The sequence below is a fragment of the Staphylococcus caeli genome (assembly GCF_051413795.1).
GTDB lineage: Bacteria > Bacillota > Bacilli > Staphylococcales > Staphylococcaceae > Staphylococcus > Staphylococcus caeli_A.
Map to the genome: position 1 here is coordinate 91,437 of NZ_JBOIRQ010000001.1, position 24,552 is coordinate 115,988.

18 protein-coding genes and 1 riboswitch are annotated in these 24,552 nt (G+C 33.5%); of the genes, 17 read left to right on the forward strand and 1 reads right to left on the reverse strand.

The window, feature by feature from the left end; all coding sequences use genetic code 11:
- Window positions 1-108 precede the first annotated feature (108 nt).
- The 5 genes from ACSULM_RS00420 to pyk all read left to right on the forward strand — a co-directional run bounded on the left by ACSULM_RS00420 (window position 109) and on the right by pyk (window position 6,256).
- Window positions 109-1,341: an NAD(P)-dependent malic enzyme gene (locus ACSULM_RS00420; RefSeq protein WP_436854098.1), complete on the forward strand. Its 1,233-nt coding sequence runs from the start codon at window positions 109-111 to the stop codon at window positions 1,339-1,341.
- A gap of 75 nt (window positions 1,342-1,416) precedes the next feature.
- The gene (gene accD, locus ACSULM_RS00425; protein WP_436859799.1) at window positions 1,417-2,283 is read left to right on the forward strand and encodes an acetyl-CoA carboxylase, carboxyltransferase subunit beta; all 867 of its coding nucleotides are present in this window, start codon (window positions 1,417-1,419) and stop codon (window positions 2,281-2,283) included.
- Window positions 2,276-3,220, forward strand: coding sequence for an acetyl-CoA carboxylase carboxyltransferase subunit alpha (locus tag ACSULM_RS00430; protein ID WP_436854096.1), 945 nt, complete (start codon window positions 2,276-2,278; stop codon window positions 3,218-3,220). The genes accD and ACSULM_RS00430 overlap by 8 nt, the downstream gene beginning before the upstream one ends.
- A gap of 286 nt (window positions 3,221-3,506) precedes the next feature.
- Window positions 3,507-4,475: a 6-phosphofructokinase gene (gene pfkA, locus ACSULM_RS00435; RefSeq protein WP_436859800.1), complete on the forward strand. Its 969-nt coding sequence runs from the start codon at window positions 3,507-3,509 to the stop codon at window positions 4,473-4,475.
- A gap of 20 nt (window positions 4,476-4,495) precedes the next feature.
- Entirely contained in the window at window positions 4,496-6,256 is a 1,761-nt protein-coding gene (gene pyk / locus ACSULM_RS00440; protein WP_436859801.1) for a pyruvate kinase, read from the forward strand.
- A 179-nt stretch (window positions 6,257-6,435) separates the two neighbouring features.
- Here the strand turns inward: pyk and ACSULM_RS00445 are convergent, their stop codons facing one another.
- Entirely contained in the window at window positions 6,436-7,797 is a 1,362-nt protein-coding gene (locus tag ACSULM_RS00445) for an amino acid permease (protein ID WP_436859802.1), read from the reverse strand.
- A 356-nt stretch (window positions 7,798-8,153) separates the two neighbouring features.
- Here ACSULM_RS00445 and ACSULM_RS00450 point away from each other — a divergent pair, with 356 nt between their 5' ends.
- The 12 genes from ACSULM_RS00450 (at window position 8,154) to thrS (ending at window position 24,290) form a co-directional block, all read left to right on the forward strand.
- Window positions 8,154-9,272, forward strand: coding sequence for a citrate synthase (locus ACSULM_RS00450; protein ID WP_436859803.1), 1,119 nt, complete (start codon window positions 8,154-8,156; stop codon window positions 9,270-9,272).
- A 67-nt stretch (window positions 9,273-9,339) separates the two neighbouring features.
- Entirely contained in the window at window positions 9,340-10,605 is a 1,266-nt protein-coding gene (gene icd / locus ACSULM_RS00455; RefSeq protein WP_436854091.1) for an NADP-dependent isocitrate dehydrogenase, read from the forward strand.
- A gap of 361 nt (window positions 10,606-10,966) precedes the next feature.
- The gene (locus tag ACSULM_RS00460) at window positions 10,967-11,677 is read left to right on the forward strand and encodes a response regulator (protein WP_436859804.1); all 711 of its coding nucleotides are present in this window, start codon (window positions 10,967-10,969) and stop codon (window positions 11,675-11,677) included.
- Window positions 11,677-13,365 (forward strand): two-component system histidine kinase PnpS, encoded by a 1,689-nt coding sequence (gene pnpS / locus ACSULM_RS00465; RefSeq protein ID WP_436859805.1) that lies wholly within the window; start codon window positions 11,677-11,679, stop codon window positions 13,363-13,365. The genes ACSULM_RS00460 and pnpS overlap by 1 nt, the downstream gene beginning before the upstream one ends.
- A gap of 240 nt (window positions 13,366-13,605) precedes the next feature.
- Window positions 13,606-16,236, forward strand: a complete 2,631-nt coding sequence (gene polA / locus ACSULM_RS00470; protein WP_436859806.1) for a DNA polymerase I — start codon at window positions 13,606-13,608, stop codon at window positions 16,234-16,236.
- 15 nt (window positions 16,237-16,251) lie between these two features.
- Complete coding sequence (gene mutM, locus ACSULM_RS00475) at window positions 16,252-17,124, forward strand: bifunctional DNA-formamidopyrimidine glycosylase/DNA-(apurinic or apyrimidinic site) lyase (protein WP_436859807.1); 873 nt, start codon at window positions 16,252-16,254, stop codon at window positions 17,122-17,124.
- 15 nt (window positions 17,125-17,139) lie between these two features.
- A complete protein-coding gene (coaE, locus tag ACSULM_RS00480; protein WP_436859808.1) occupies window positions 17,140-17,763 on the forward strand; it encodes a dephospho-CoA kinase in 624 nt (207 codons plus the stop codon).
- 217 nt (window positions 17,764-17,980) lie between these two features.
- Window positions 17,981-19,009 carry a type I glyceraldehyde-3-phosphate dehydrogenase gene (gene gap / locus ACSULM_RS00485; RefSeq protein ID WP_436859809.1) on the forward strand — a complete coding sequence of 343 codons (1,029 nt, stop codon included), beginning with the start codon at window positions 17,981-17,983 and terminating at the stop codon, window positions 19,007-19,009.
- A gap of 227 nt (window positions 19,010-19,236) precedes the next feature.
- The gene (gene nrdR / locus ACSULM_RS00490; protein WP_436854084.1) at window positions 19,237-19,707 is read left to right on the forward strand and encodes a transcriptional regulator NrdR; all 471 of its coding nucleotides are present in this window, start codon (window positions 19,237-19,239) and stop codon (window positions 19,705-19,707) included.
- The gene (locus ACSULM_RS00495; protein ID WP_436859810.1) at window positions 19,708-21,081 is read left to right on the forward strand and encodes a replication initiation and membrane attachment family protein; all 1,374 of its coding nucleotides are present in this window, start codon (window positions 19,708-19,710) and stop codon (window positions 21,079-21,081) included.
- Complete coding sequence (dnaI, locus tag ACSULM_RS00500; protein ID WP_436859811.1) at window positions 21,082-22,005, forward strand: primosomal protein DnaI; 924 nt, start codon at window positions 21,082-21,084, stop codon at window positions 22,003-22,005.
- A gap of 347 nt (window positions 22,006-22,352) precedes the next feature.
- Window positions 22,353-24,290 (forward strand): threonine--tRNA ligase, encoded by a 1,938-nt coding sequence (gene thrS, locus ACSULM_RS00505; RefSeq protein WP_436859812.1) that lies wholly within the window; start codon window positions 22,353-22,355, stop codon window positions 24,288-24,290.
- Window positions 24,291-24,353: 63 nt separating this feature from the next.
- Window positions 24,354-24,526, forward strand: a riboswitch (Lysine riboswitch).
- Window positions 24,527-24,552 lie beyond the last annotated feature (26 nt).

Below are 24,552 nucleotides of genomic sequence, written 5' to 3' on the forward strand. Positions count from 1 at the left end.
CATTTTATCCATAATGTTATCGATATCATTTGTAATTTAGGTTATATTGTAATAAAAATGTATATGAAATGCTATTTTAAATTAATTTAATGTTAGGGGTAGATTGAAGTGACTTTGAGAGACGACGCACTAGAAATGCACAGAAGAAATCAAGGAAAATTAGAAGTTGCACCTAAGGTAAAAGTTACCAATAAAGAAGAACTTAGCTTAGCTTATTCACCTGGTGTTGCAGAGCCATGTAAAGAAATCCATGAAGACCCTCGTAAAGTCTTTGAATACACAATGAAAGGTAATACTGTTGCGGTTGTTACAGATGGAACAGCAGTATTAGGTTTAGGGAATATTGGTGCTGAGGCGAGTATCCCTGTAATGGAAGGTAAAGCAGTACTTTTCAAGAGTTTTTCTGGAATAGATGGTGTTCCAATTGCATTGAAAACAACGGACACTGAAGAAATTATCAATACAGTAAAGCTATTAGAACCCAATTATGGTGGCATTAACTTAGAAGATATTTCAGCGCCTCGTTGCTTTGAAATTGAAGAAAGACTGAAGAAGGAAACGAAAATTCCTGTATTTCATGACGATCAACATGGTACTGCTATTGTAACGGTTGCAGGGATGATTAATGCGTTAAGAATTGTAGATAAAGATTTATCAGATATTAAAGTAGTATTAAATGGTGCTGGAGCAGCAGGTATTGCGATTGTTAAACTACTTTATTCTTATGGTGTTCGAAATATGATTATGTGTGATTCTAAAGGTGCGATTTATGAAGGTCGAGCATTTGGTATGAATGATACAAAATCATACGTTGCGAAATGGACGAATAGAGAAAAAATTGATGGTAGTTTAGAAGATGTTATTAAGGATGCGGATGTATTCATAGGTGTTTCTGTAGCAGATTTATTATCAAAAGAGATGGTTGAAACAATGGCAGATGATCCAATTATATTTGCAATGGCAAATCCGAACCCAGAGATTAAACCCGATGATGCTAAAGCAGCAGGTGCAAAAGTAATTGGGACTGGACGTTCAGACTATCCTAACCAAATAAATAATGTATTGGCATTCCCTGGTATTTTTAGAGGCGCGTTAGATGTAGAAGCAACTCATATCAATGAAGAAATGAAGCAGGCAGCTGTTGAAGCAATTGCAGATTTAATCAAACCAGAAGAATTAAATCCAGATTATTGTATCCCTGGTCCATTTGATAAACGTGTTGCACCATCTGTAGCGAGAGAAGTTGCAAAAGCAGCAATGGAATCAGGCGTTGCACGTATCGACGTTGACCCAGAAGACATATATAACAAAACAATGAAATTAACAGATTTAGATAAATAATATTCATTAACGCTCATTTTGATAACTATATTTTAGTATTGAACTTGATAGCGATGGTTAAGTGGAGGTTTACCAATGTTTAAAGATTTTTTCAATAGAAGTAGTAAAAAGAAAAAGTATGTAACGGTATCTGATTCAAAACAAAGTGATGTGCCAGCGGGCATTATGACGAAATGTCCAAAATGTAAAAAAATTATGTACACAAAAGAATTAGCTGAAAATTTAAATGTGTGTTTCAATTGTGATCACCATATCGCATTAACGGCACATAAGCGTATTGAAGCTATTTCAGATGAAGGGACATTCACAGAATTTGATAAAGGCATGACCTCTGCGAATCCATTGGATTTTCCAAGTTATGAGGAAAAAATTCAAAAAGATCAACAAAAAACTGGTTTAAATGAAGCAGTAGTAACTGGTACTGCTAAACTTGATGGTATGCCTTATGGAATAGCAGTTATGGATGCGCGCTTCAGAATGGGAAGTATGGGTTCTGTATTAGGCGAGAAAATTTGCCGAATTATTGAGCATTGTACGGAAAACCGTATGCCATTTATCCTGTTTTCAGCAAGTGGTGGTGCCAGAATGCAAGAGGGTATCATTTCACTTATGCAAATGGGTAAAACAAGTGTGTCATTGAAAAGACATGCGGATGCAGGACTGTTATATATTTCTTATTTGACTAATCCTACAACTGGCGGTGTATCAGCAAGTTTTGCTTCAGTAGGTGATATCAATATTAGTGAACCTAAAGCTTTGATTGGGTTTGCGGGTAGACGTGTCATTGAGCAAACAATCAATGAGAAGTTACCAGAAGATTTCCAAACGGCAGAATTCTTATTGGAACACGGTCAGTTAGATAAAGTAGTTCATAGAAAAGATATGCGTGCGACTCTATCTGATATTCTAAAAATGCACCAAGAGGTGAAAACAAATGCTTGATTTTGAAAAGCCACTATTTGAAATAAAAAATAAAATTGAATCTCTAAAAGAATCCCAAGAGAAAAATGATGTTGACCTTCAAGAAGAAATAGAAATGCTTGAGGCATCATTGGCACGTGAAACTGAAAAAGTTTATACTAATTTAAAGCCATGGGATCGAGTGCAATTGGCACGTTTACAAGAACGTCCAACGTCTTTAGATTACATCCCACATATCTTTGATTCTTTTATCGAATTACATGGTGACCGTAATTATAGAGATGACCCTGCTATGATTGGTGGTATTGGTTATCTTAATGGACAAGCTGTAACTGTTGTTGGTCAACAAAGAGGTAAAGATACGAAAGATAATATTTACCGCAATTTTGGTATGGCACATCCTGAAGGTTATAGAAAAGCATTAAGATTGATGAAACAAGCAGAAAAATTCAACCGCCCGATATTTACTTTTATCGATACAAAAGGTGCATATCCTGGTAAAGCGGCTGAAGAACGTGGTCAAAGTGAGTCAATCGCGAGAAACTTAGTCGAAATGGCTTCACTAACTGTACCGGTTATTTCCATTGTTATCGGAGAAGGTGGAAGTGGTGGTGCACTTGGTTTAGGCATTACCAATAGAATATTGATGCTTGAAAATAGTACATATTCGGTAATTTCACCAGAGGGTGCGTCTGCGCTATTGTGGAAAGATAGTAACTTAGCTAAGATTGCTGCTGAAACAATGAAGATTACTGCAGATGACCTACATGAATTAAACATTGCTGATGAAGTGGTAAAAGAACCACTTGGTGGTGCACATCACGATGTAGAAATACAAGCACAGAACATTAAGCAAACATTTGAGAAGCATTTAGCAGAACTTCAGCAACTAAGTGACGAGCAACTCGTAGAAGATCGCTATCAAAAATTCAGAACAATTGGTTCTTATAAAGAATAATGTTATAAATTACTAAGAAGTTTCATTAATTTGAGGCTTCTTTTTTATGTAACCAAATATTAAATTCATATACTAGCTTGTTTAATGATTTTTGTTTTAAGGTAATAGTATTAAAGTATAAATTGAGGTATTAGATATTTTATAAGGAAACGCTTACTAATTGTAAAATTATTGAATAGTTGTCTGTAAAACGTTTACATTTGTTGCTAAGCCTTATTTTAATGGCAACAGCTTAAATTTTATGGTATTTTTAGAATAAGAATACAAGTTAGAAAGGTATGTCGTCATGAAAAAAATTGCAGTGTTGACAAGTGGTGGAGATTCTCCAGGCATGAATGCAGCAGTAAGAGCTGTAGTTAGAAAAGCGATTTACAATAATATTGAAGTTTATGGTGTTTATCAAGGCTATCAAGGTTTATTAAACGATGATATTGAGAAACTTGAGCTTGGATCAGTGGGAGACACAATTCAACGTGGAGGTACATTTTTATATTCTGCAAGATGTCCTGAATTCAAAGATGCTTCTGTGCGTAAAAAGGGTATTGAAAATTTACGTAAAAGAGGCATTGAAGGGCTTGTCGTTATTGGTGGAGATGGAAGTTACCGAGGCGCCCAACGCATAAGTGAAGAATGTGATGAAATACTAACAATTGGTGTACCTGGAACGATTGATAATGATATTAATGGTTCAGATTTCACAATTGGATTTGATACAGCATTAAATACTATCATTGACTGTGTCGACAAAATTCGAGATACTGCTTCTAGCCATGCTAGAACATTTATCATTGAAGTAATGGGACGTGATTGTGGTGATTTAGCACTTTGGGCAGGATTATCTGTAGGTGCTGAAACAATTATTGTTCCTGAAGTTAAAACAGACATCAAAGATATCGCTGAAAAGATTGATAATGGTATCAAGCGTGGTAAAAAGCACTCAATCGTTATGGTTGCTGAAGGTTGTATGTCTGGTGAGGCTTGTGCAGCAGAATTAACGAAATACATTAATGTCGATGCACGTATCTCTGTGTTAGGGCATATTCAACGTGGAGGTAGTCCAAGTGGTGCTGACAGAGTACTAGCTTCAAGGTTAGGCGGCCACGCAGTTGACTTGCTTTTAGCAGGTAAGAGTGCGATTGGTGTAGGTATTCGCAATAATGAACTTACTGATACACCATTCGAAGAAATTTTCAAATCACAAGAGCATGAATTTGATTTCGAAACATATGAATTAACTAAAGAACTATCTATATAAAATACTGGGAGGAAATTATAATGAGAAAAACAAAAATTGTTTGTACGATTGGACCTGCGTCTGAATCTGAAGAAATGCTTGAAAAATTAATTAAAGCTGGAATGAATGTTGCCCGCTTAAATTTTTCACATGGTGATCACGCAGAACATAAAGCAAGAATCGACACAATTCGTAAAGTTTCTAAGAAATTAGGAAAAACAGTTGCGATCTTACTTGATACAAAAGGACCAGAAATCCGTACGCACAATATGAAAGACGGTTTAATTGTACTTGAAAAAGGTACAGAAGTAATCGTTAGCATGTCTGAAGTTGAAGGTACTCCAGATAAATTCTCAGTAACGTATGACAACCTTATTAATGATGTAGATGAAGGTTCATATATTTTATTAGACGATGGTTTAATTGAGTTACAGGTTAAATCAATTGATAAAGCAAAAGGCGAAGTACTTTGCGATGTATTAAATACAGGTGAATTAAAAAATAAAAAAGGTGTTAACTTACCAGGTGTTAAAGTAAGTTTACCAGGTATTACAGATAAGGATGCTGAAGATATTAACTTTGGTATTAGCGAAGGTGTAGACTTTATCGCAGCAAGCTTTGTACGTCGTCCAAGTGACGTGTTAGACATTCGTAAATTGTTAGAAGCTAAAAAGAATACAAATATCAGCATTATTCCAAAAATTGAAAACCAAGAAGGTATTGATAATATCAAAGAAATTCTTGAAGTTTCAGATGGTTTAATGGTTGCTCGTGGTGATATGGGTGTTGAAATTCCACCTGAATCTGTACCAATGGTTCAAAAAGATTTAATCAGACAATGTAATAAATTAGGCAAACCTGTTATTACAGCAACTCAAATGCTAGATTCTATGCAACGTAACCCTCGTGCGACTCGTGCAGAAGCAAGTGATGTTGCAAATGCGATTTATGATGGTACAGATGCAGTAATGCTTTCAGGCGAAACAGCTGCTGGACAATATCCAGAAGAAGCAGTAAAAACAATGCGTAATATCGCAGTTTCTGCAGAAGCAGCGCAAGATTACAAAAAGCTTTTATCAGATCGTACGAAATTAGTTGAAACGTCATTAGTTAATGCTATTGGTGTATCAGTAGCTCATACTGCGCTAAACTTAAATGTCAAAGCTATCGTTGCAGCAACTGAAAGTGGTTCAACGGCACGTACAATCTCTAAATACCGTCCTAAGTCAGATATCATTGCAGTGACGCCTAGTGCAGAAACAGCACGTCAATGTGCGTTAGTATGGGGTATTTATCCTGTAGTTAAAGAAGGACGTAAAACAACAGATGCATTGCTTAATAATGCAGTTGCAACAGCTGTTGAAACGGAAAGAGTACAAAATGGTGATTTAATAATTATCACTGCAGGTGTACCTACTGGTGAAAAAGGTACTACAAATATGATGAAACTACATTTAGTTGGTGATGAGCTTGCGAAAGGACAAGGTATTGGTAGAAGCTCAGTTGTTGGGCACACACTAGTTGTCAATAACGCAAGTGAATTAGAAGGTAAAGACTTATCTGATTCAATCATCGTAACTACTTCAGTAGATGAATCACTTGTACCTTATATTGAAAAAGCAGTAGGTCTAATTACTGAAGAAAGCGGCATTACTTCACCAAGTGCAATTATTGGACTTGAAAAAGGCATTCCAACAGTTGTTGGCGTTGAAAATGCTACGAAAAACATTCAAAATGATGTATTAGTAACTGTTGATTCAAACCAAGGTAAAATCTTCGAAGGTTATGCTAACGTACTATAGTTTTTGAATTGAAGTAGTTATCATTAAATGAATATATTAAATAAAAGCACTCATCTTATCAATGTGATAGATGAGTGCTTTTTCATTTATAGAAATATAGAAAAGAAAAATAGTGGTATAAGCATCATAATAGACGCTTATACCACTTATATATTGATTCTTTAATAGTAAATTCAAATCTAGTTTTGAGTTTTTGACATTTGTTTATAGCGTAGATACATTAGCGCTAAGATAATAAACCAAATAGGTGTTAAAAATACTGCAATTCTAGTATCTGTATTTACAAATAATAAACAAAATATAAGTACGAAGAACACTAAGATAACATAGCCCATGATTTTTCCACCAGGTAATTTAAATGATGCATTTTTATGATTTTCAGGATTTCTACGATGATAATTAATATATGCGACGATAATTAATGCCCATACTACTAAGAAGAGTACAGTTGATACTGTTGTGATATATGTGAATACTAGTGTTGCATTTGGAATGATATAGTTTAATAATGCTGCAATCATAAGCAAACCACATGAAACAAAGATTGCGATGTGTGGTACACCATTTTTATTCGTTTTATTGAAAAATGGTGGTGCTTGCTTTTTCGATGATAATCCAAATAACATACGACTATTTGAAAAGATACCACTATTACATGATGAAGCTGCAGCTGTTAATACAACGAAATTAATAATTCCAGCAGCAAATGGGATACCGATAAGTGCAAATAATCTTACAAATGGACTTTCTTCTGGGTTTATTTGATTCCATGGAATGATTGACATAATAACTGCTAAAGCACCAACGTAAAATACTAAGATACGAATAGGTACACTGTTAATCGCTTTCGGCAATGTCTTAGTAGGATCTTTAGTTTCCCCAGCCGTTACACCTATTAATTCTATACCGACAAATGAGAATAGCGCCATTTGGAACGACATGACGAAACCGCTCATACCTTTAGGGAAAATACCATCATTATAAAGATTTGTTAGTGATGCTTGGCCAAATTGTGTATTATAAGCCATTGCGATCATAACAACACCTACAATGATTAAAGCGATGATTGTTATAATTTTAATAAGTGAAAACCAAAATTCTAGTTCTCCAAATAGTTTCGCGCTTAATAAATTAAGTGTCATTAATACTAGTACACAAAACAATGCGCTTAACCAATTGGGAATTTCTGGGAACCAAAAACTTACATATTTTGCAACAGCTGTAACTTCAGCCATTCCAGTAATAATCCAACATAACCAATATGTCCAACCGGTAACAAATCCGGCAAAGGGACCAATATAGTGATTGGTCACGTCAGCGAATGATTTGAAGTTAGTATTTGTAACTAAAATTTCTCCCAAACCACGCATAAACATAAATAGCATGAATCCGATGATAATATATGTAAGTAAAATAGATGGGCCAGTTAAAGCTATGGTTTGACCAGCACCTAAGAATAATCCAGTACCAATTGCTCCCCCGATTGCAATTAGCTGAATGTGTCGATTACTTAGTTCTCTTTGTAACTGTTGATTAGCCATATAATATTACTCCTTTATTTAGTTATTTATTATTATGCTATGCAATATAAAATAAAACAACTATTTTCTTAAAGTACGTTTCTTTAACACCGGTAGAATAATACATTAATAATTTGTTATTAATCTTGATAACCAATTGAAAAGCTATAAAAAATTGAAGAAAGGGAACTTACATATTAAAATGAATGTATAACAACGTAATAGGTAAATGCGTGTTTAAGGGCATATAAACAAATAAATATTTCTTATTGAACTGGTAAGGAAAGTGAAACCAAAATATTCACAAAAGCGTCAAAGTTGGATATAATGGTCTATGAAAGCCATTTCATAATGAAATAGAAAAGGGGAATTTATATATGGCAGAGTTACAAAAAGGTTTAGAAGGGGTAATTGCAGCTGAAACGAAAGTAAGTTCCATCATCGACAGCCAATTAACTTATGCTGGTTACGATATTGATGACTTAGCACAAAATGCTGAATTTGAAGAAGTTATCTTCTTATTATGGCATTATCGATTACCTAACGAATCAGAATTAAAAGAACTTAAACAAAAATTATTCGAATATATGACTTTGAACCCAAGAGTCTATAATCATTTTAAAGAATATGCGACGGGTAATGTACATCCAATGACAGCATTAAGAACTTCTGTATCTTATATTGCACATTTTGATGAACATGCAGAAGATGAAGATGAAAGTCAAACATTAGAACGTGCAATCAGAATTCAAGCTAAGATTGCTTCGCTTGTTACTTCATATGCGCGTGTTAGGGAAGGCAAAGAAGCAGTAAAACCTAATAAAGACTTAAATTATGCAGGTAATTTCTTGTATATGTTACGTGGTGAATTACCAAGTGATATAGAAGTTGAAGCATTTAACAAAGCCCTTGTATTGCATGCAGACCATGAATTAAATGCATCTACATTTACAGCAAGATGTGCAGTTTCATCATTATCAGATATGTATTCAGGTATTGTTGCAGCTGTTGGCTCACTTAAAGGGCCATTACATGGCGGTGCTAACGAACGTGTTATGAGTATGTTATCAGAAGTGAAATCTATTCATGAAGTTGATTCATACATTGATAATAAAATTAAAAACAAAGAAAAAATCATGGGATTCGGACACCGCGTATACAAAGATGGTGATCCGCGTGCGAAATATCTAAAAGAAATGAGTAGAAAAATCACAGCTGAAACGGGACAAAGTCAATTGTTTGATATTTCAGTTAAAATTGCTGATAAAATGAAAGCAGAAAAAGGACTTATTGCTAATGTCGACTTCTTTAGTGCGACCGTTTATCACAGCATGAATATTGAACATGACCTATTCACACCTATCTTCGCTGTAAGTAGAACTTCTGGTTGGATTGCACACATCTTAGAGCAATATAGAGATAATAGAATTATGCGTCCAAGAGCTCAATACATCGGTGAAACAGATAGAACATACGAACCAATAGAAAAAAGATAAGTTAAAGTAGTCTATATCGGCAACAATCGTATTGTAAATATGAAATAAAAACACGGAGGTTTTTTACATGGCAGGCGAAAAAGTAGTAAAAACAAATGAAGGTTTAACAGTACCAAATAATCCAATTATTCCATTTATTATTGGGGATGGTATTGGACCAGATATCTGGAAAGCAGCGAGTAGAGTTATCGATGCTGCAGTAGAAAAAGCATATAATGGTGAAAAGAAAATTGAATGGAAAGAAGTATTAGCTGGTCAAAAAGCTTACGATGAAACTGGCGAATGGTTACCAAAAGAAACTTTGGATACTATTGAAGAGTATTTAATCGCAATTAAAGGACCTTTAACTACACCAATCGGTGGCGGTATCCGTTCATTAAACGTGGCTTTACGTCAAGAATTAGACCTATTCACTTGTTTGCGTCCAGTACGTTGGTTCCAAGGTGTTCCATCACCAGTAAAACGCCCTGAAGATACAGATATGGTTATTTTCCGTGAAAATACAGAAGATATTTATGCTGGTATTGAATTTAAAGAGGGTACACCTGAAGCTAAAAAATTAATTGATTTCTTACAAGATGAAATGGGTGCTAAAAATATTAGATTCCCAGAAACATCTGGTATCGGCGTGAAACCTGTTTCAAAAGAAGGAACTGAACGTTTAGTACGCGCAGCGATTCAATATGCAATTGATAACAATCGTAAATCATTAACATTAGTGCATAAAGGTAATATTATGAAATTTACTGAAGGTGCATTTAAACAATGGGGTTACGATTTAGCACATAACGAATTTGGAGATAAAGTATTCACTTGGCAGCAATATGATGAAATTGTTGAAAAAGAAGGTAAAGATCAAGCAAATGCTGCACAAGAACAAGCTGAAAAAGATGGAAAAATTATCGTGAAAGATTCTATTGCAGATATCTTCTTACAACAAATTTTAACGCGTCCTGCAGATCATGATGTTGTAGCGACAATGAATCTAAATGGTGACTACATTTCAGATGCATTAGCAGCACAAGTAGGTGGTATTGGTATTGCACCTGGTGCTAATATTAACTATGAAACTGGACATGCTATTTTCGAAGCAACACACGGTACTGCTCCAAAATATGCTGGATTAAATAAAGTTAATCCATCATCAGAAATCTTGAGTGCAGTTTTAATGTTAGAACACTTAGGATGGCAAGAAGCAGCAGACAAAATTACTGCTTCAATCGAGAAAACAATTGCTTCTAAAGTTGTAACTTATGATTTTGCTAGATTAATGGATGGTGCAAAAGAAGTTTCTACATCAGACTTTGGTGATGAGCTTATTAAGAATCTTTAAGTAGTGATGCTCTAACATATTCAAACAAGCTGAGACATATAAAGTTGTCTTAGCTTGTTTTTTTTAATACGTTATCTTGAGTGCTGATTTGTTAAAATAAATCATTTAAGTGTGACTTTAGTGTTCATATTATAAATTTAATGTTAAGATTTTATTAACGCGGATTTTGTATATAAATTGCTGAATCACTTTAAATAGCGCAGTACACTTTTTATAGCCTTACGATAATTCATTCGTTAATTGTATTTAAAGATTGATATTATACACTTTGTAAAGTTTATGTTAAAAGAATTTAAACTATGTTATTTTTATTAAAAGTTAAGTTATAATTAATTTGTAAACACAAATATGGAGGTATACTATGTCACAAAAAGTACTAGTAGTAGATGATGAACAATCAATTGTAACCTTATTAAAATATAATTTAGAACAAGCTGGATACATAGTTGAAGTTGCTTACGATGGTGAAGATGCATTAGAAAAAGTGGCTTCGACAAACCCTGAATTGATTGTGTTGGATGTTATGCTTCCCAAAAAAGACGGTATAGAAGTTTGTAAAACGATACGTTCAGATAAGAATTTAGTTCCTATATTAATGTTAACGGCAAAAGATGATGAATTTGATCGTGTATTAGGACTTGAGTTAGGTGCAGATGATTATATGACGAAACCATTTTCACCTAGAGAGGTAGTAGCGCGTGTCAAAGCTATTCTTCGTAGATCTGCAATTGTTAACGAGGCAACACCTATAGAAAATGATGACGATGACATACTTATCGGTTCAATTCGTATAAGACCTGAGTATTTCGAAGTATACAGAGAAGATGAATTATTAGAGTTAACTCCTAAAGAATTTGAATTATTGTTATACCTTATTGAAAGACAAGGCAGAGTTATTACACGTGAACATATGTTGAATTCAGTATGGAACTATGAATTTGCTGGTGATTCTAGAATTGTGGATGTACATATAAGTCATTTAAGAGATAAATTAGAAGAAAATCCTAAACAACCTAAACTGATTAAAACGGTTCGTGGGTTAGGTTATAAATTGGAGAGACCAAAAGTCTAATGCTAAAGTTTCATCAAAGGCTATTATTTTTATTATGTACGATCGTTATTATTAGTTTTTTAGCTTTAGGTGCAATTATTTCGCATGTTATATATAACACTGTCACTACAAGTCAACAAGGCGATTTAGAACACCAAGCACTTCACCTGACCAATTTATTAAATGACGGTAAAAAAAGTGAAATGCAGGATATTGCTAAAAGTGAAAAATTAACTATTTATATTAAAAAAGGTAACGATGAATTGTTTTCCACAAAACAAGGAACACGAATAAATAATGATATCAACAATGAAGCCAATCCATCGAAATTGATGTATGATAAGGTGGATGATGATCGCAGATTTACTTTTAAAACATCTATTAAAGATAAAGATGTACTAATAAGTGGTTTAAACAATGAAATATTAGAACTGCAAATTCAAATTTGGAAGTATACTGCTTTGATTGGTTTATTCGTTTTAATTATCATTTTTTTAGTTGTAAGAAGCATTAATCGAACTTATATTAGGCCAATTAATGAAGTGACATATGCAACGAATTTACTAGCAGAAGGATACTATCATGTGCGCGTGCCTGAAAGTAATGTTAAAGAAACTAGAGAATTATTCGTCACAACAAATGAACTTGCACGTAAATTACAAAGATTAAATCATAAACAGAAATTACAATCCAATCGTTTGAAAACGACTGTTGAAAATATACCAAGTGCTATTCTTATGATTGATAAGTATGGTGAGATTGTTGTTGCTAATAAATCATTTTATAACGTATTTACACCTGAAGCACCTGTGGTACATAAAAGCTATGTCGGTTTCGTAGATAGTAAATTGCAAAAACTAATTACGGAATCATTTAAAGTCGAAAAACCAATATATGATCAAATAGAATTGACGATTGATCAAGTACACCAAAAATACTTTGATACTGCCTGTGTTCCAATTCTGTCAAAAACAAAGAAAAATCTTTATGGTATGGTGGTCGTACTTCACGATATTACGAATCTGAAGAAACTCGAAAATTTAAGAAGAGAATTTGTAGCAAATGTATCTCATGAATTGAAAACACCGATTACATCTATTAAAGGCTTTGCAGAAACTTTATTAGACGGTGCAAAGGATGATGAGCAAACATTAAATGAATTTTTACAAATTATATCAAAAGAGTCAGATCGAATTGAAACATTAGTCTTTGATTTGTTAGACCTATCACATGTTGAGCAACAAACGGAAATTATTACAGAATTAATAAGCTTGTCAGAAGTGGCAGAGAATACTGTAAAGAATATGCAAACTATAGCTGAAGATAAAAATATAACTATTGTCAATGAAATCGACCCGGATATCGTTATAGATGCCAATAAAGATAAAGTTGCACAAGTGGCATTAAACCTTTTATCGAATGCAGTTAGTTATTCTAAGGAATCAAGTGAAGTTATTGTTCGTGTGTATAAAGAAGCGAACAGACGGATTATGGAAGTTCAAGATTTTGGTATTGGTATAAGTAAAGAAGATCAGAAACACATTTTCGAAAGATTTTATCGTGTAGATAAAGCTAGGAGTAGAGATTCTGGTGGTACAGGTTTAGGATTATCCATAACGAAACATATTATGGAAGCGCATAATGGACGTATTAATGTGCTTAGTAAACCAAATGAGGGTTCAACTTTTAGAGTAACGTTCTTTGAATAGAAAAAGAGAAGAAAAATCAAACTATGAAGCTGAGGCGTATTTAATGTCTCAGCTTCTATTATTGTAAAGCTAAGTTTTACTTTACACAGCGAGATTACGAAACCTTTTTAGAGGAATTAGAATTTTGTCGCGCTTATTTTTGAATTGTATAGTTTTATCAAAACAGCGTGTCGTTTCAATATAGATATGAGGGTTCTTTATGATAAAATATAAAGTAAATATGTGTTGGAGGTTAAAATATTGAGTAAATTAATTTTAATTGATGGTAATAGTCTAAGCTTTAGAGCTTTTTATGCATTGCCACTTTTACAAAATAAGGCGGGTATACATACAAATGCCGTATATGGTTTTGCAATGCTACTCGAAAAGATAATTAAAGAAGAAAAGCCGACACATTTCCTTGTTGCATTTGATGCTGGGAAAACTACATTTAGACATGATAAATATAGTGAATATAAAGGTGGTCGTCAGAAGACACCACCAGAATTAAGTGAACAGTTTCCTTATGTTAGACAATTATTAGATGCGTATAAAATTAAACGTTATGAATTAGAAAATTATGAAGCGGATGATATTATAGGTACGTTGAGCAAAGAAGCAAATGCTGCTCAATTTGAAACGATTATTGTAACTGGTGATCGAGACTTAACACAATTAGCAACTGATGATGTTACAATATACTATACAAAAAAAGGTGTTACTGATGTGGATCGTTATACACCTGAATTTATTGCAGAGAAATATGATGGTTTAACACCAAATCAAATTATTGATATGAAGGGGCTTATGGGAGATGCTTCCGATAATATTCCTGGTGTTGCAGGTGTTGGTGAAAAAACAGCAATTAAATTATTGAAACAGTTCAATACAGTTGAAAATGTTTATAACCATCTAGATGAAGTTTCAGGTAAAAAATTAAAAGAAAAACTTGAAAATAGTAAAGATGATGCACTAATGAGTAAGGAATTAGCAACGATTAATTGCGAGAGTCCATTAGAAGTCTCACTAAAAGATACGAAATTACCAGATGATCCGGATATGACTGCTAAAGTAGAGTTATTTAAAAAACTTGAATTTAAACAGTTACTTGAACAAGTAGATGTTGATGGCATAAGTGATGACAGTGAAGCAATTGAACTTAATGTGGAACATCATTTTGATAATATAGACTTTAAGTCCTTGAAAAAAGCGACAATTCATTTCGAATTAGATGGTACTAATTATTTAAAAGATGATATTTTAAAATTCGGTTTCTATAATGATGAACATCACATTGTCATTGATGCCGATAAAATACATGAATATCCTGAACTTGTGGCATGGTTAGAAAATGACCAAACAGAGAAAACGGTATATGATGCTAAAAAATCATATATTGTGGCTCACAGATTAAATATTGCAATAGCGCACATTGTATTTGATGTAATGTTAGCGAATTATATTATTGATCCATCTCGAACGATTGATGATGTGAATTCAGTAGTGACACATTATGGGCAACATTATGTGAAAACAAGTGTTGAAATATATGGTAAAGGTAAAAAGAGACATTTACCTGAAGAAGCAGTATTAAATCAGCATGTCGCAACTATTATTGAAGCGATAAGTAAAGCGAAACCTGAATTACAAGCGCAACTTGAGGAATATAATCAAACGGATTTATTAGATGATTTAGAGCTGCCACTGGCACGTATTTTAAGCAAGATGGAAGAAACTGGTATCTATACTGTTGCAGGCGATTTACAAGAAATGGAAAAAGAAATACAAGCTAAGCTAGATGTTTTAATTGAAAATATCTATGAAGCAGCAGGCGAACCATTCAATATTAATTCACCTAAGCAATTAGGCGTTGTATTGTTTGAAACGTTAGAACTACCTGTTATTAAGAAAACGAAGACAGGTTATTCGACCGCTGTGGATGTGTTAGAACAATTACAAGGTCAGCATCCTATCATTGACTATATTTTAGAATATAGAACATTGTCCAAATTACAATCGACATATGTAGAAGGTCTGCAAAAAGTGATTAGCGATGATAATAGAATTCATACGCGTTTTAATCAAACATTAGCACAAACGGGTAGACTCTCATCTATTGACCCTAACTTACAAAATATTCCTGTTAGACTTGAAGAAGGTAGAAGAATTAGAAAAGCCTTTAAATCAAGTGATGAAAATAATGTGATTTTTGCGGCAGATTATTCACAAATTGAATTACGCGTACTTGCACATATTACTCAAGACGAAAGTATGAAACAAGCATTTATTAATAATGAAGATATCCATACTGCAACAGCGATGAAAGTGTTTAATGTTGGACCAGATGAAGTAGATAGTATAATGAGAAGACAGGCGAAAGCTGTTAACTTCGGAATTGTTTATGGTATCAGTGATTATGGATTGAGTCAAAGTTTGGGTATCACACGTAAACAAGCTAAACAGTTTATTGATGACTATCTAGATAGTTTCCCAGGTGTTAAACAATATATGGAAGATATTGTTAAAGACTGTAAAGCTCAGGGATATGTGGAAACGTTGTTACATCGTCGTCGTTACATTCCAGACATTACAAGTAGAAATTTCAATTTACGTGGATTTGCAGAAAGAACTGCCATGAATACACCGATACAAGGTAGTGCTGCAGATATTATAAAATTAGCGATGGTTCATTTTGCTAATGAAGTTAAGAAAACGAATTTCCACGCGAAATTATTACTTCAAGTACACGATGAATTGATTTTTGAATTACCTAAAGAAGAAGTTGAAGCATTTGGTGAATTTATAGAAGATATTATGGACAATGCACTTGAACTAGATGTTCCTTTGAAAGTTGAATCTAGTTACGGTGCAACATGGTATGATGCAAAATAGAAAGAAGGTATTTGAATGCCTGAACTACCTGAAGTAGAACATGTAAAAAGAGGAATTAAGCCGTTTGCAAACGGGCAAAAAATTGAAAGTGTGATTTTTTCGGATAAAGTTAAAGAGGGTAAAGCAAGCAGCCGTGAAACAATCATCAAAGGTATGGAACTTGATACTTTTCAAAAATTCACACAACAATTTACAATTGCCCATATAGAACGTAGAAGTAAGTATATTGTATTCCATATAGAAAAAGATGGCGAAGAAAGAAAGTTGATTAGTCATTTAGGTATGGCTGGTGGATTTTTTGTCGTAGATAAATTAGAAGATATTCACGTGAGTAATTATCGTAAGCATTGGCATGTTATTTTTAAATTAGATAATGGTAAATTATTAGTTTACTCAGATATTAGAAGGTTTGGAGAAATTAGAAATGTGGCATCGTTTGAAGCGTATCCATCATTTTTACAAATTGCGCCTGAACCTTTTGATAAGGAAGCTTTACCGCATTATCTATCTTGGTTTGATAAAAAACTTTATCAAAATAAGCCTATTAAACAAATGATATTAGATCATCGTGTGATTTCTGGTTGTGGTAATATCTACGCTTGTGAAGCGCTATTCAGAGCAGGTATTCATCCAGCTAAATTATCCAAAAATTTAACGAATCAAGAACGAAATATTGTGTTTTATTATGTTCGAGAAGTCTTAGAATTGGGTATAAAATATGGTGGGACAAGTATTTCAAACTATCGACATGCAGATGGTAGTACTGGAACAATGCAACAACACCTTAAAGTATACAAACAAAAAGTATGTCAAGTGTGTGGAAATGACATAGAAACACAAGTCATTGCAACTAGAAATAGTCATTTCTGCCCAACTTGTCAAAAATAAAGAAAGAGTGAGATTATGCCCAAAGTTATAGGATTAACTGGTGGTATCGCATCAGGTAAATCAACCGTATCAGAATTGTTAACTGCACATGGTTTCAAAGTTGTTGATGCAGATGTTGCATCTAGAAAAGCAGTCGCAAAAGGTACAGAAGGTTTAGCGCGTGTAAAAGCCGCGTTTGGTGAAGAAGCAATTGATGAAAACGGTGAGATGAATAGAGCTTACGTAGGTGAAGTTGTATTTAATCATCCGGAAAAAAGATTAGAGTTGAATGAAATTGTTCATCCAATCGTACATGATATTATGGAAGCGGAAAAAGATGAATATTTAAAAGCTGGATATAATGTTATTATGGATATTCCATTGTTGTTCGAAAATGAATTGCAAGATACGGTGGATGAAGTTTGGTTAGTTTATACATCTGAAAGTATTCAAATTGATAGATTAATGGAACGAAATAATTTATCAGTTGAAGATGCTAAAGCACGTGTATATAGTCAAATCTCTATCGATAAAAAACGCCGTATGGCAGATCATGAAATTGATAACCGTGATACTAAATTAGAATTAAAACAAAATCTAGAGAATTTACTTCTCGAACAAGGTTATATTGAAGATAGTTCAGATGATACTTTTCTATAATTAGTTGATTAAACATCACCATCAAAATGTGTTTATTTTGATAGGTGATGTTTTTTGTTTTGTCAGCATTATTTATGAGTTATACGACGTATATAAGCAACTTTAACCAAAGTAATTCGAAAATATTTATTTTTATTTAAGAAAACGCTTTCTTACAAAAATATTTATGTTATACTATTTCCATAAAGTATAACACTAACGACGAGGGGTGCTTCGAATGACGACAAATATTGCAATTAACGGAATGGGTAGAATAGGTAGAATGGTGTTAAGAATCGCGCTAAAAAATAGCGATTTAAACGTAGTAGCGATAAATGCTAGCTATCCAGCTGAAACAATTGCACATCTTATTAACTATGATACAACACATGGTGCATATGATTTAAAAGTTGAGCCAACAGAATCTGGTATTAAAGTAGATGATCATGAAATACTATTAGTTTCTGACAGAAACCCAGAAAATTTACCATGGCATAAATTAAATGTCGATATCGCAATTGAAGCGACAGGGAAATTTAATCACGGTGATAAGGCAATTGCACATATACATGCCGGCGCAAAAAAAGTATTGTTAACTGGTCCATCTAAGGGTGGAGACGTTCAAATGATTGTAAAAGGTGTGAATAACGATCAATTAGATATCGAGCAATTCGACATCTTCAGTAATGCATCATGTACTACAAATTGTATTGGTCCAGTTGCCAAAGTGTTAAATGATCAATTTGGAATTGAAAATGGATTGATGACTACAGTTCATGCTATTACTAATGATCAGAATAATATTGATAATCCACATAAAGATTTAAGACGTGCACGTTCATGTAACGAAAGCATTATTCCTACTTCTACTGGAGCAGCTAAAGCATTAAAAGAAGTTTTGCCTGAATTGGAAGGTAAATTACATGGTATGGCATTACGTGTACCAACTAAAAATGTTTCATTAGTTGACTTAGTTGTAGATTTAAATACTAAAGTAACAGCTGAACAAGTAAATCAAGCATTTAAAAATCATGATTTACAAGGAGTTATTTCAACAGAAGATGCACCACTTGTTTCAATGGACTTTAACACTAATCCTCATTCAGCCATTATAGATACACAAAGTACAATGGTTATGGGAGAAAATAAAGTGAAAGTCGTAGCTTGGTATGATAATGAATGGGGTTATTCAAATCGAGTTGTAGATGTTGCAGTTGAAATTGGAGAATTATTAAAAAATAATGTTGCAGCAGTAGCACAGTCTTAAATCATAATAACTAAAAATATATTAAATAGTTAAACGTTCAAACTTCTTGCTAGTTCATTGATCACATGTGATATGAATTGGTAAGAAGTTTTTTTATTTATAGACAAGGTAAAAATCCCAAATTTTATATTTATTAGAAAATTTTTTGAAGTGTAATAGCGATTCTTTTGTGACACTCGCATTTATAGTATAATGAAAGATAATCAAATTGGGAGGGTGGTTATTTTATGAAATGCCCGAAATGTAATTCGACCCATTCTCGTGTGGTAGACTCTCGACATGCAGATGAGGTTAATGCGATTCGTCGTAGAAGAGAATGTGAAAATTGTGGAACAAGGTTTACAACGTTTGAACACATTGAAAAAAGGCCGTTAATCGTTGTGAAAAAAGATGGCACACGCGAACAATTTTTACGTGAGAAAATATTGAATGGTCTTGTACGTTCTTGTGAAAAAAGACCGGTTAGATATGAGCAATTAGAAGAAATTACGAATAATGTTGAATGGCAATTGCGTGATGAAGGTCGTGCAGAAATATCATCTAGAGAAATTGGAGAACATGTCATGAATCTTCTCATGCACGTCGATCAAGTTTCATATGTTAGATTTGCATCAGTATATAAAGAATTTAAAGATGTAGACCAACTATTGCAGTCAATGCAAGGTATTTTAGCAGAAAATAAACGGAGTGATGCATAGATGGGTTTACAATCATCTGATTATGGATTGAGACCACATGATAATTTTAATGTTGTGCGTAATTTTTATTTGAATAATAATCATTTAGAAATACTCAATAGATTATTCACACCAATGATTGGTGCAAATGCTACTGGACTCTACCACTATTTAAATCAATTTGTAGAGCTGAATACAGACGTTGTGTTAACACATTATATTATTATGAGTGAACTGAAAATCAATTTGTTAGAATTCAGAAAATCTATGGATTTACTGGAAGGCATTGGCTTAGTAAAAACATATGTGAATCATGATGCACAGCACTCATATTTTATGTATCAATTGATACAGCCACCTTCAGCAAAGCAATTTTTCAATGATCCAATGTTATCTGTTTATTTATATAGTGAGGTTAGCAAACAACGCTATCAACAGCTAAAACGCCATTTTGAAACAAAAGTTGATATAGATTTAACACAGTATCAAGATGTGACGCGTACGTTTACTGATGTCTTTAAAGTACCCAATCAAGCTATAACTGAAAATACAAATGCTATTCAAGATGAGGCGACATACGATGGCTTGGATTTAAGCCAAGTTCATTTTGATTTTGAAACATTGTATGATCTATTACAAAATCACTTTATTAGTACAAAAATTATCGATAAAGAAGCAAAGTCATTGATTACACAAATTGCAACGCTCTATGGCTTAACACCCGAGTCGATGAAGCGAATTATTTTAAAATCGATTACGAGTGCGCAAGAACTTTCATTTGAAGAATTGCGGAAACATGCAAGAACTTATTATTTAATGGAACATGAACAACAATTACCTACATTGAATGTTAAATCAACTGATGCACAACCTACAGTGAAAGATAAAGGACAAGAGCAAGTGAACCAAGAGGATAATTGGTTGCAACAATTAGAACAGACTAGTCCTATTGATATGCTTGCATCTTGGTCAGAATCTGAACCTACGACACAGCAAAAATTTATGATAGAAGAATTAGTTGAACGAGAGCATCTATCATTTGGTGTTATCAATATCCTATTACAGTTTGTTATGCTAAAAGAAGATATGAAGTTACCTAAAACTTACATATTTGAAATTGCATCAAATTGGAAAAAGAAAGGGATAAAAACAGCGGAGCAAGCTTATGAATACGCTATGAAGGTAAGTCAACCTAAGAAACAAACTAATGAACATAAACCATACTATAAACAGAGACAACTAGCATCGAGGGAAATGACACCGAAATGGTTAGAAGAACGAGATAATAAATCTGCAGATGCTTCATCTGAGACAGCAGAAGACGATGAAACACTGAAAAATGATAGAGAACAATTTTTAAATCAATTGAAAAATAGATGGAAGGAGGATAAATAATTGAAATCTTTTAACCACATTATGGGTGAGTCTAATGATTTGGCAAAACGGATTGAAAAAATAAAGAAAGATGTTGTAAGCGATCCTGATGTTAAACAATTTTTAGAATCTCATCAATCAGAACTAACAAATGCAATGATTGACGAAGATTTGAATATTTTACAAGAATATAAAGATCAGAATAAACATTATGATGGTCATGCTTTTAAAGATTGTCCTAATTTTGTGAAGGGGCATGTACCAGAGCTTTATGTTGAGAATCAGCATATAAAGATACGTTATTTACCATGTCCATGTAAGATAAAGCATGATGAAGAGAGATTTAATGCGCATTTAATCACTTCGCATCATATGCAACGAGATACCTTAGATGCAAAATTAGAAGATATCTATATGGACAGAAGAGATCGTTTAGACGTAGCAATGGCAGCAAATCAAATATGTGAAAAAATTACGAACCAAGATAAGCAAATCAAAGGACTATATCTGCATGGCCCATTTGGTACAGGCAAGTCATTTATTTTAGGTGCCATCGCCAATCAATTGAAAACTGAAAAAATACCTTCAACAATTGTGTATTTACCAGAATTTATTCGTGCACTTAAAGGTGGATTTAAAGATGGTAGTTTTGAAAGCAAACTTGCCCGTGTCCGCGAAGCTAATATATTGATGTTGGATGACATTGGTGCTGAGGAGATTACACCATGGGCAAGAGATGAAGTGATTGGTCCATTATTACATTATAGAATGGTACAAGAATTACCTACGTTCTTTAGTTCAAATCTGAGTTTTGAAGAATTAGAGCATCATCTATCTGTTACACGTGATGGCACAGAAAAAACTAAGGCAGCACGTATTATGGAACGCATTAAAACATTATCTATTCCTTATTATTTAGAAGGAAAAAATTATAGGAATGATTGAAATTTAAGATGAATGTTGTATAATATAAATAAATCTAAATCATACGAAATGAAATGAAGATAAGACGAATAAATCACTATTTCACAGAGAGCCAATGTAGGTTGAGAATTGGTAAGTATATTTATTTATTACTCCTTCATAAATGATGTTGTAATGAACATCCGGCTCAAGACCGTTATCTTATGTAGAGTGAAGTGAATTTATATGATTATAAATTCACTTTAATATAGGGTGGTACCACGAAGACCTCGTCCCTTTTAGGGATGGGGTCTTTTTGTATTATTTTATATAAGATAACGAATCCGTTTGCTATGATTTAAGGCTTGATTAAATAGGAGGAATGTTACATGGATCAAATTAATATTAAATTTCCGGATGGTAATTCGAAAGCGTTTTATAAAGGGACAACAACTGAAGAGATTGCACATTCAATTAGCCCTGGTTTAAGAAAGAAAGCTGTAGCTGGTAAATTGAATGGTCAACTTATTGATTTAACTAGACCTATCGAGCATGATGGGGAAATTGAAATTGTGACACCTGGTAGCGAAGAAGCATTGGAAGTATTACGTCATTCAACAGCGCATTTAATGGCGCAAGCACTAAAACGTATTTATGGCAATGTCCATTTTGGTGTAGGCCCAGTGATTGATGGCGGCTTTTATTATGATTTTGATATGGAAGAAAGCATTTCTTCTGATGACTTTGAAAATATAGAAAAAACAATGAAGCAAATCGTAAATGAAAATCATCCGGTTGAACGTAAAGTTGTTTCGCGTGATGAAGCTAAGGCGTTTTTCGCAGATGATCCTTACAAACAAGAATTGATAGATGCAATTCCAGAAGATGAAAATGTGACTTTATATACGCAAGGTGAGTTTACTGATTTATGTCGTGGTGTTCATGTACCATCAACTTCTAAGATTAAAGAGTTTAAGTTACTATCAACTGCAGGAGCTTATTGGCGTGGGGATAGTAATAATAAAATGTTGCAACGTATCTATGGCACAGCATTCTTTGATAAAAAAGATTTAAAAGCACATCTACAAATGTTAGAAGAAAGAAAAGAACGTGATCACCGCAGAATTGGTAAAGATTTAGAATTATTTGCGAACAATCAATTAGTAGGTGCAGGTTTGCCGCTTTGGTTGCCAAATGGTGCAACAATTCGTCGTGAAATTGAACGTTATATCGTGGATAAAGAAGTGAGCATGGGCTATGATCATGTATATACACCAGTGATGGCCAATGTGGATTTGTATAAAACATCTGGTCACTGGGACCATTATCAAGAAGATATGTTCCCAACTATGAAATTAGACGAATATGAAGAAATGGTGTTAAGACCTATGAACTGTCCACACCATATGATGATATACGCAAACAAACCACACTCGTATCGTGAATTGCCAATTAGAATTGCCGAATTAGGTACAATGCACCGTTATGAAGCAAGTGGTGCTGTATCAGGATTACAACGTGTCCGTGGTATGACTTTAAATGATGCGCATATTTTCGTTCGTCCTGATCAAATTAAAGAGGAATTCAAGCGTGTAGTTAATTTAATCATCGATGTTTATAATGATTTTAATTTTGAAAATTATAGTTTCCGTTTAAGCTATAGAGACCCAGAAGATAAAGAGAAGTATTTCGATGATGATGACATGTGGATTAAAGCAGAAAGTATGTTAAAAGAAGCGGTGGATGAACTTGGCTTAGAATACGAAGAAGCGATTGGCGAAGCGGCGTTTTATGGTCCTAAATTAGATGTTCAAGTTCAAACTGCTATGGGCAAAGAAGAGACATTATCTACAGCACAACTTGATTTCTTATTGCCTCAAAAATTTGAGTTAACTTATATTGGTAATGACGGTGAACAACATAGACCAGTTGTCATTCATCGTGGTGTCGTTTCTACAATGGAACGTTTCGTTGCCTTTTTAACAGAGGAAACAAAAGGCGCATTTCCAACTTGGTTAGCGCCAAAACAAGTTGAGATTATCCCTGTAAATGTAGACTTGCATTACGATTATGCAAGAAGCATTCAAGATGAACTGAAATCTCAAGGTGTTAGAGTTGAAATTGATGATCGTAATGAAAAAATGGGTTATAAGATTAGAGAAGCACAAATGCAAAAAATTCCATATCAATTAGTCGTCGGTGACAAAGAAGTTGAGAATCAAGAAGTTAATGTAAGAAAATATGGTTCTCAAGATCAAGAAACTGTTGAAAAAGATGAATTTATTTGGAATTTAGTTGATGAAATTAGATTGAAAAAACAAAGATAGTCTTGAAACTCTTGTTAAATTCATGTATATTACTGGTTAGTGAGTAAATAAAATAAAAATTAAATTTGAGTTAGAGGTTGCGTTTTTAAAGAGTAATTCTTCAGAAGCTATATGGAGCATATGTTGAAAGAATGAAAGGTAAAAATGCCGAAACTTGCATTGTCCATTTGCAACGCAGGTTGGGACAGTTTTCGAAAGAAACTGGACTGTCACATATGTGATGTGCTACCTATATAAATGCTATTAGTAAAATGGTTGCATA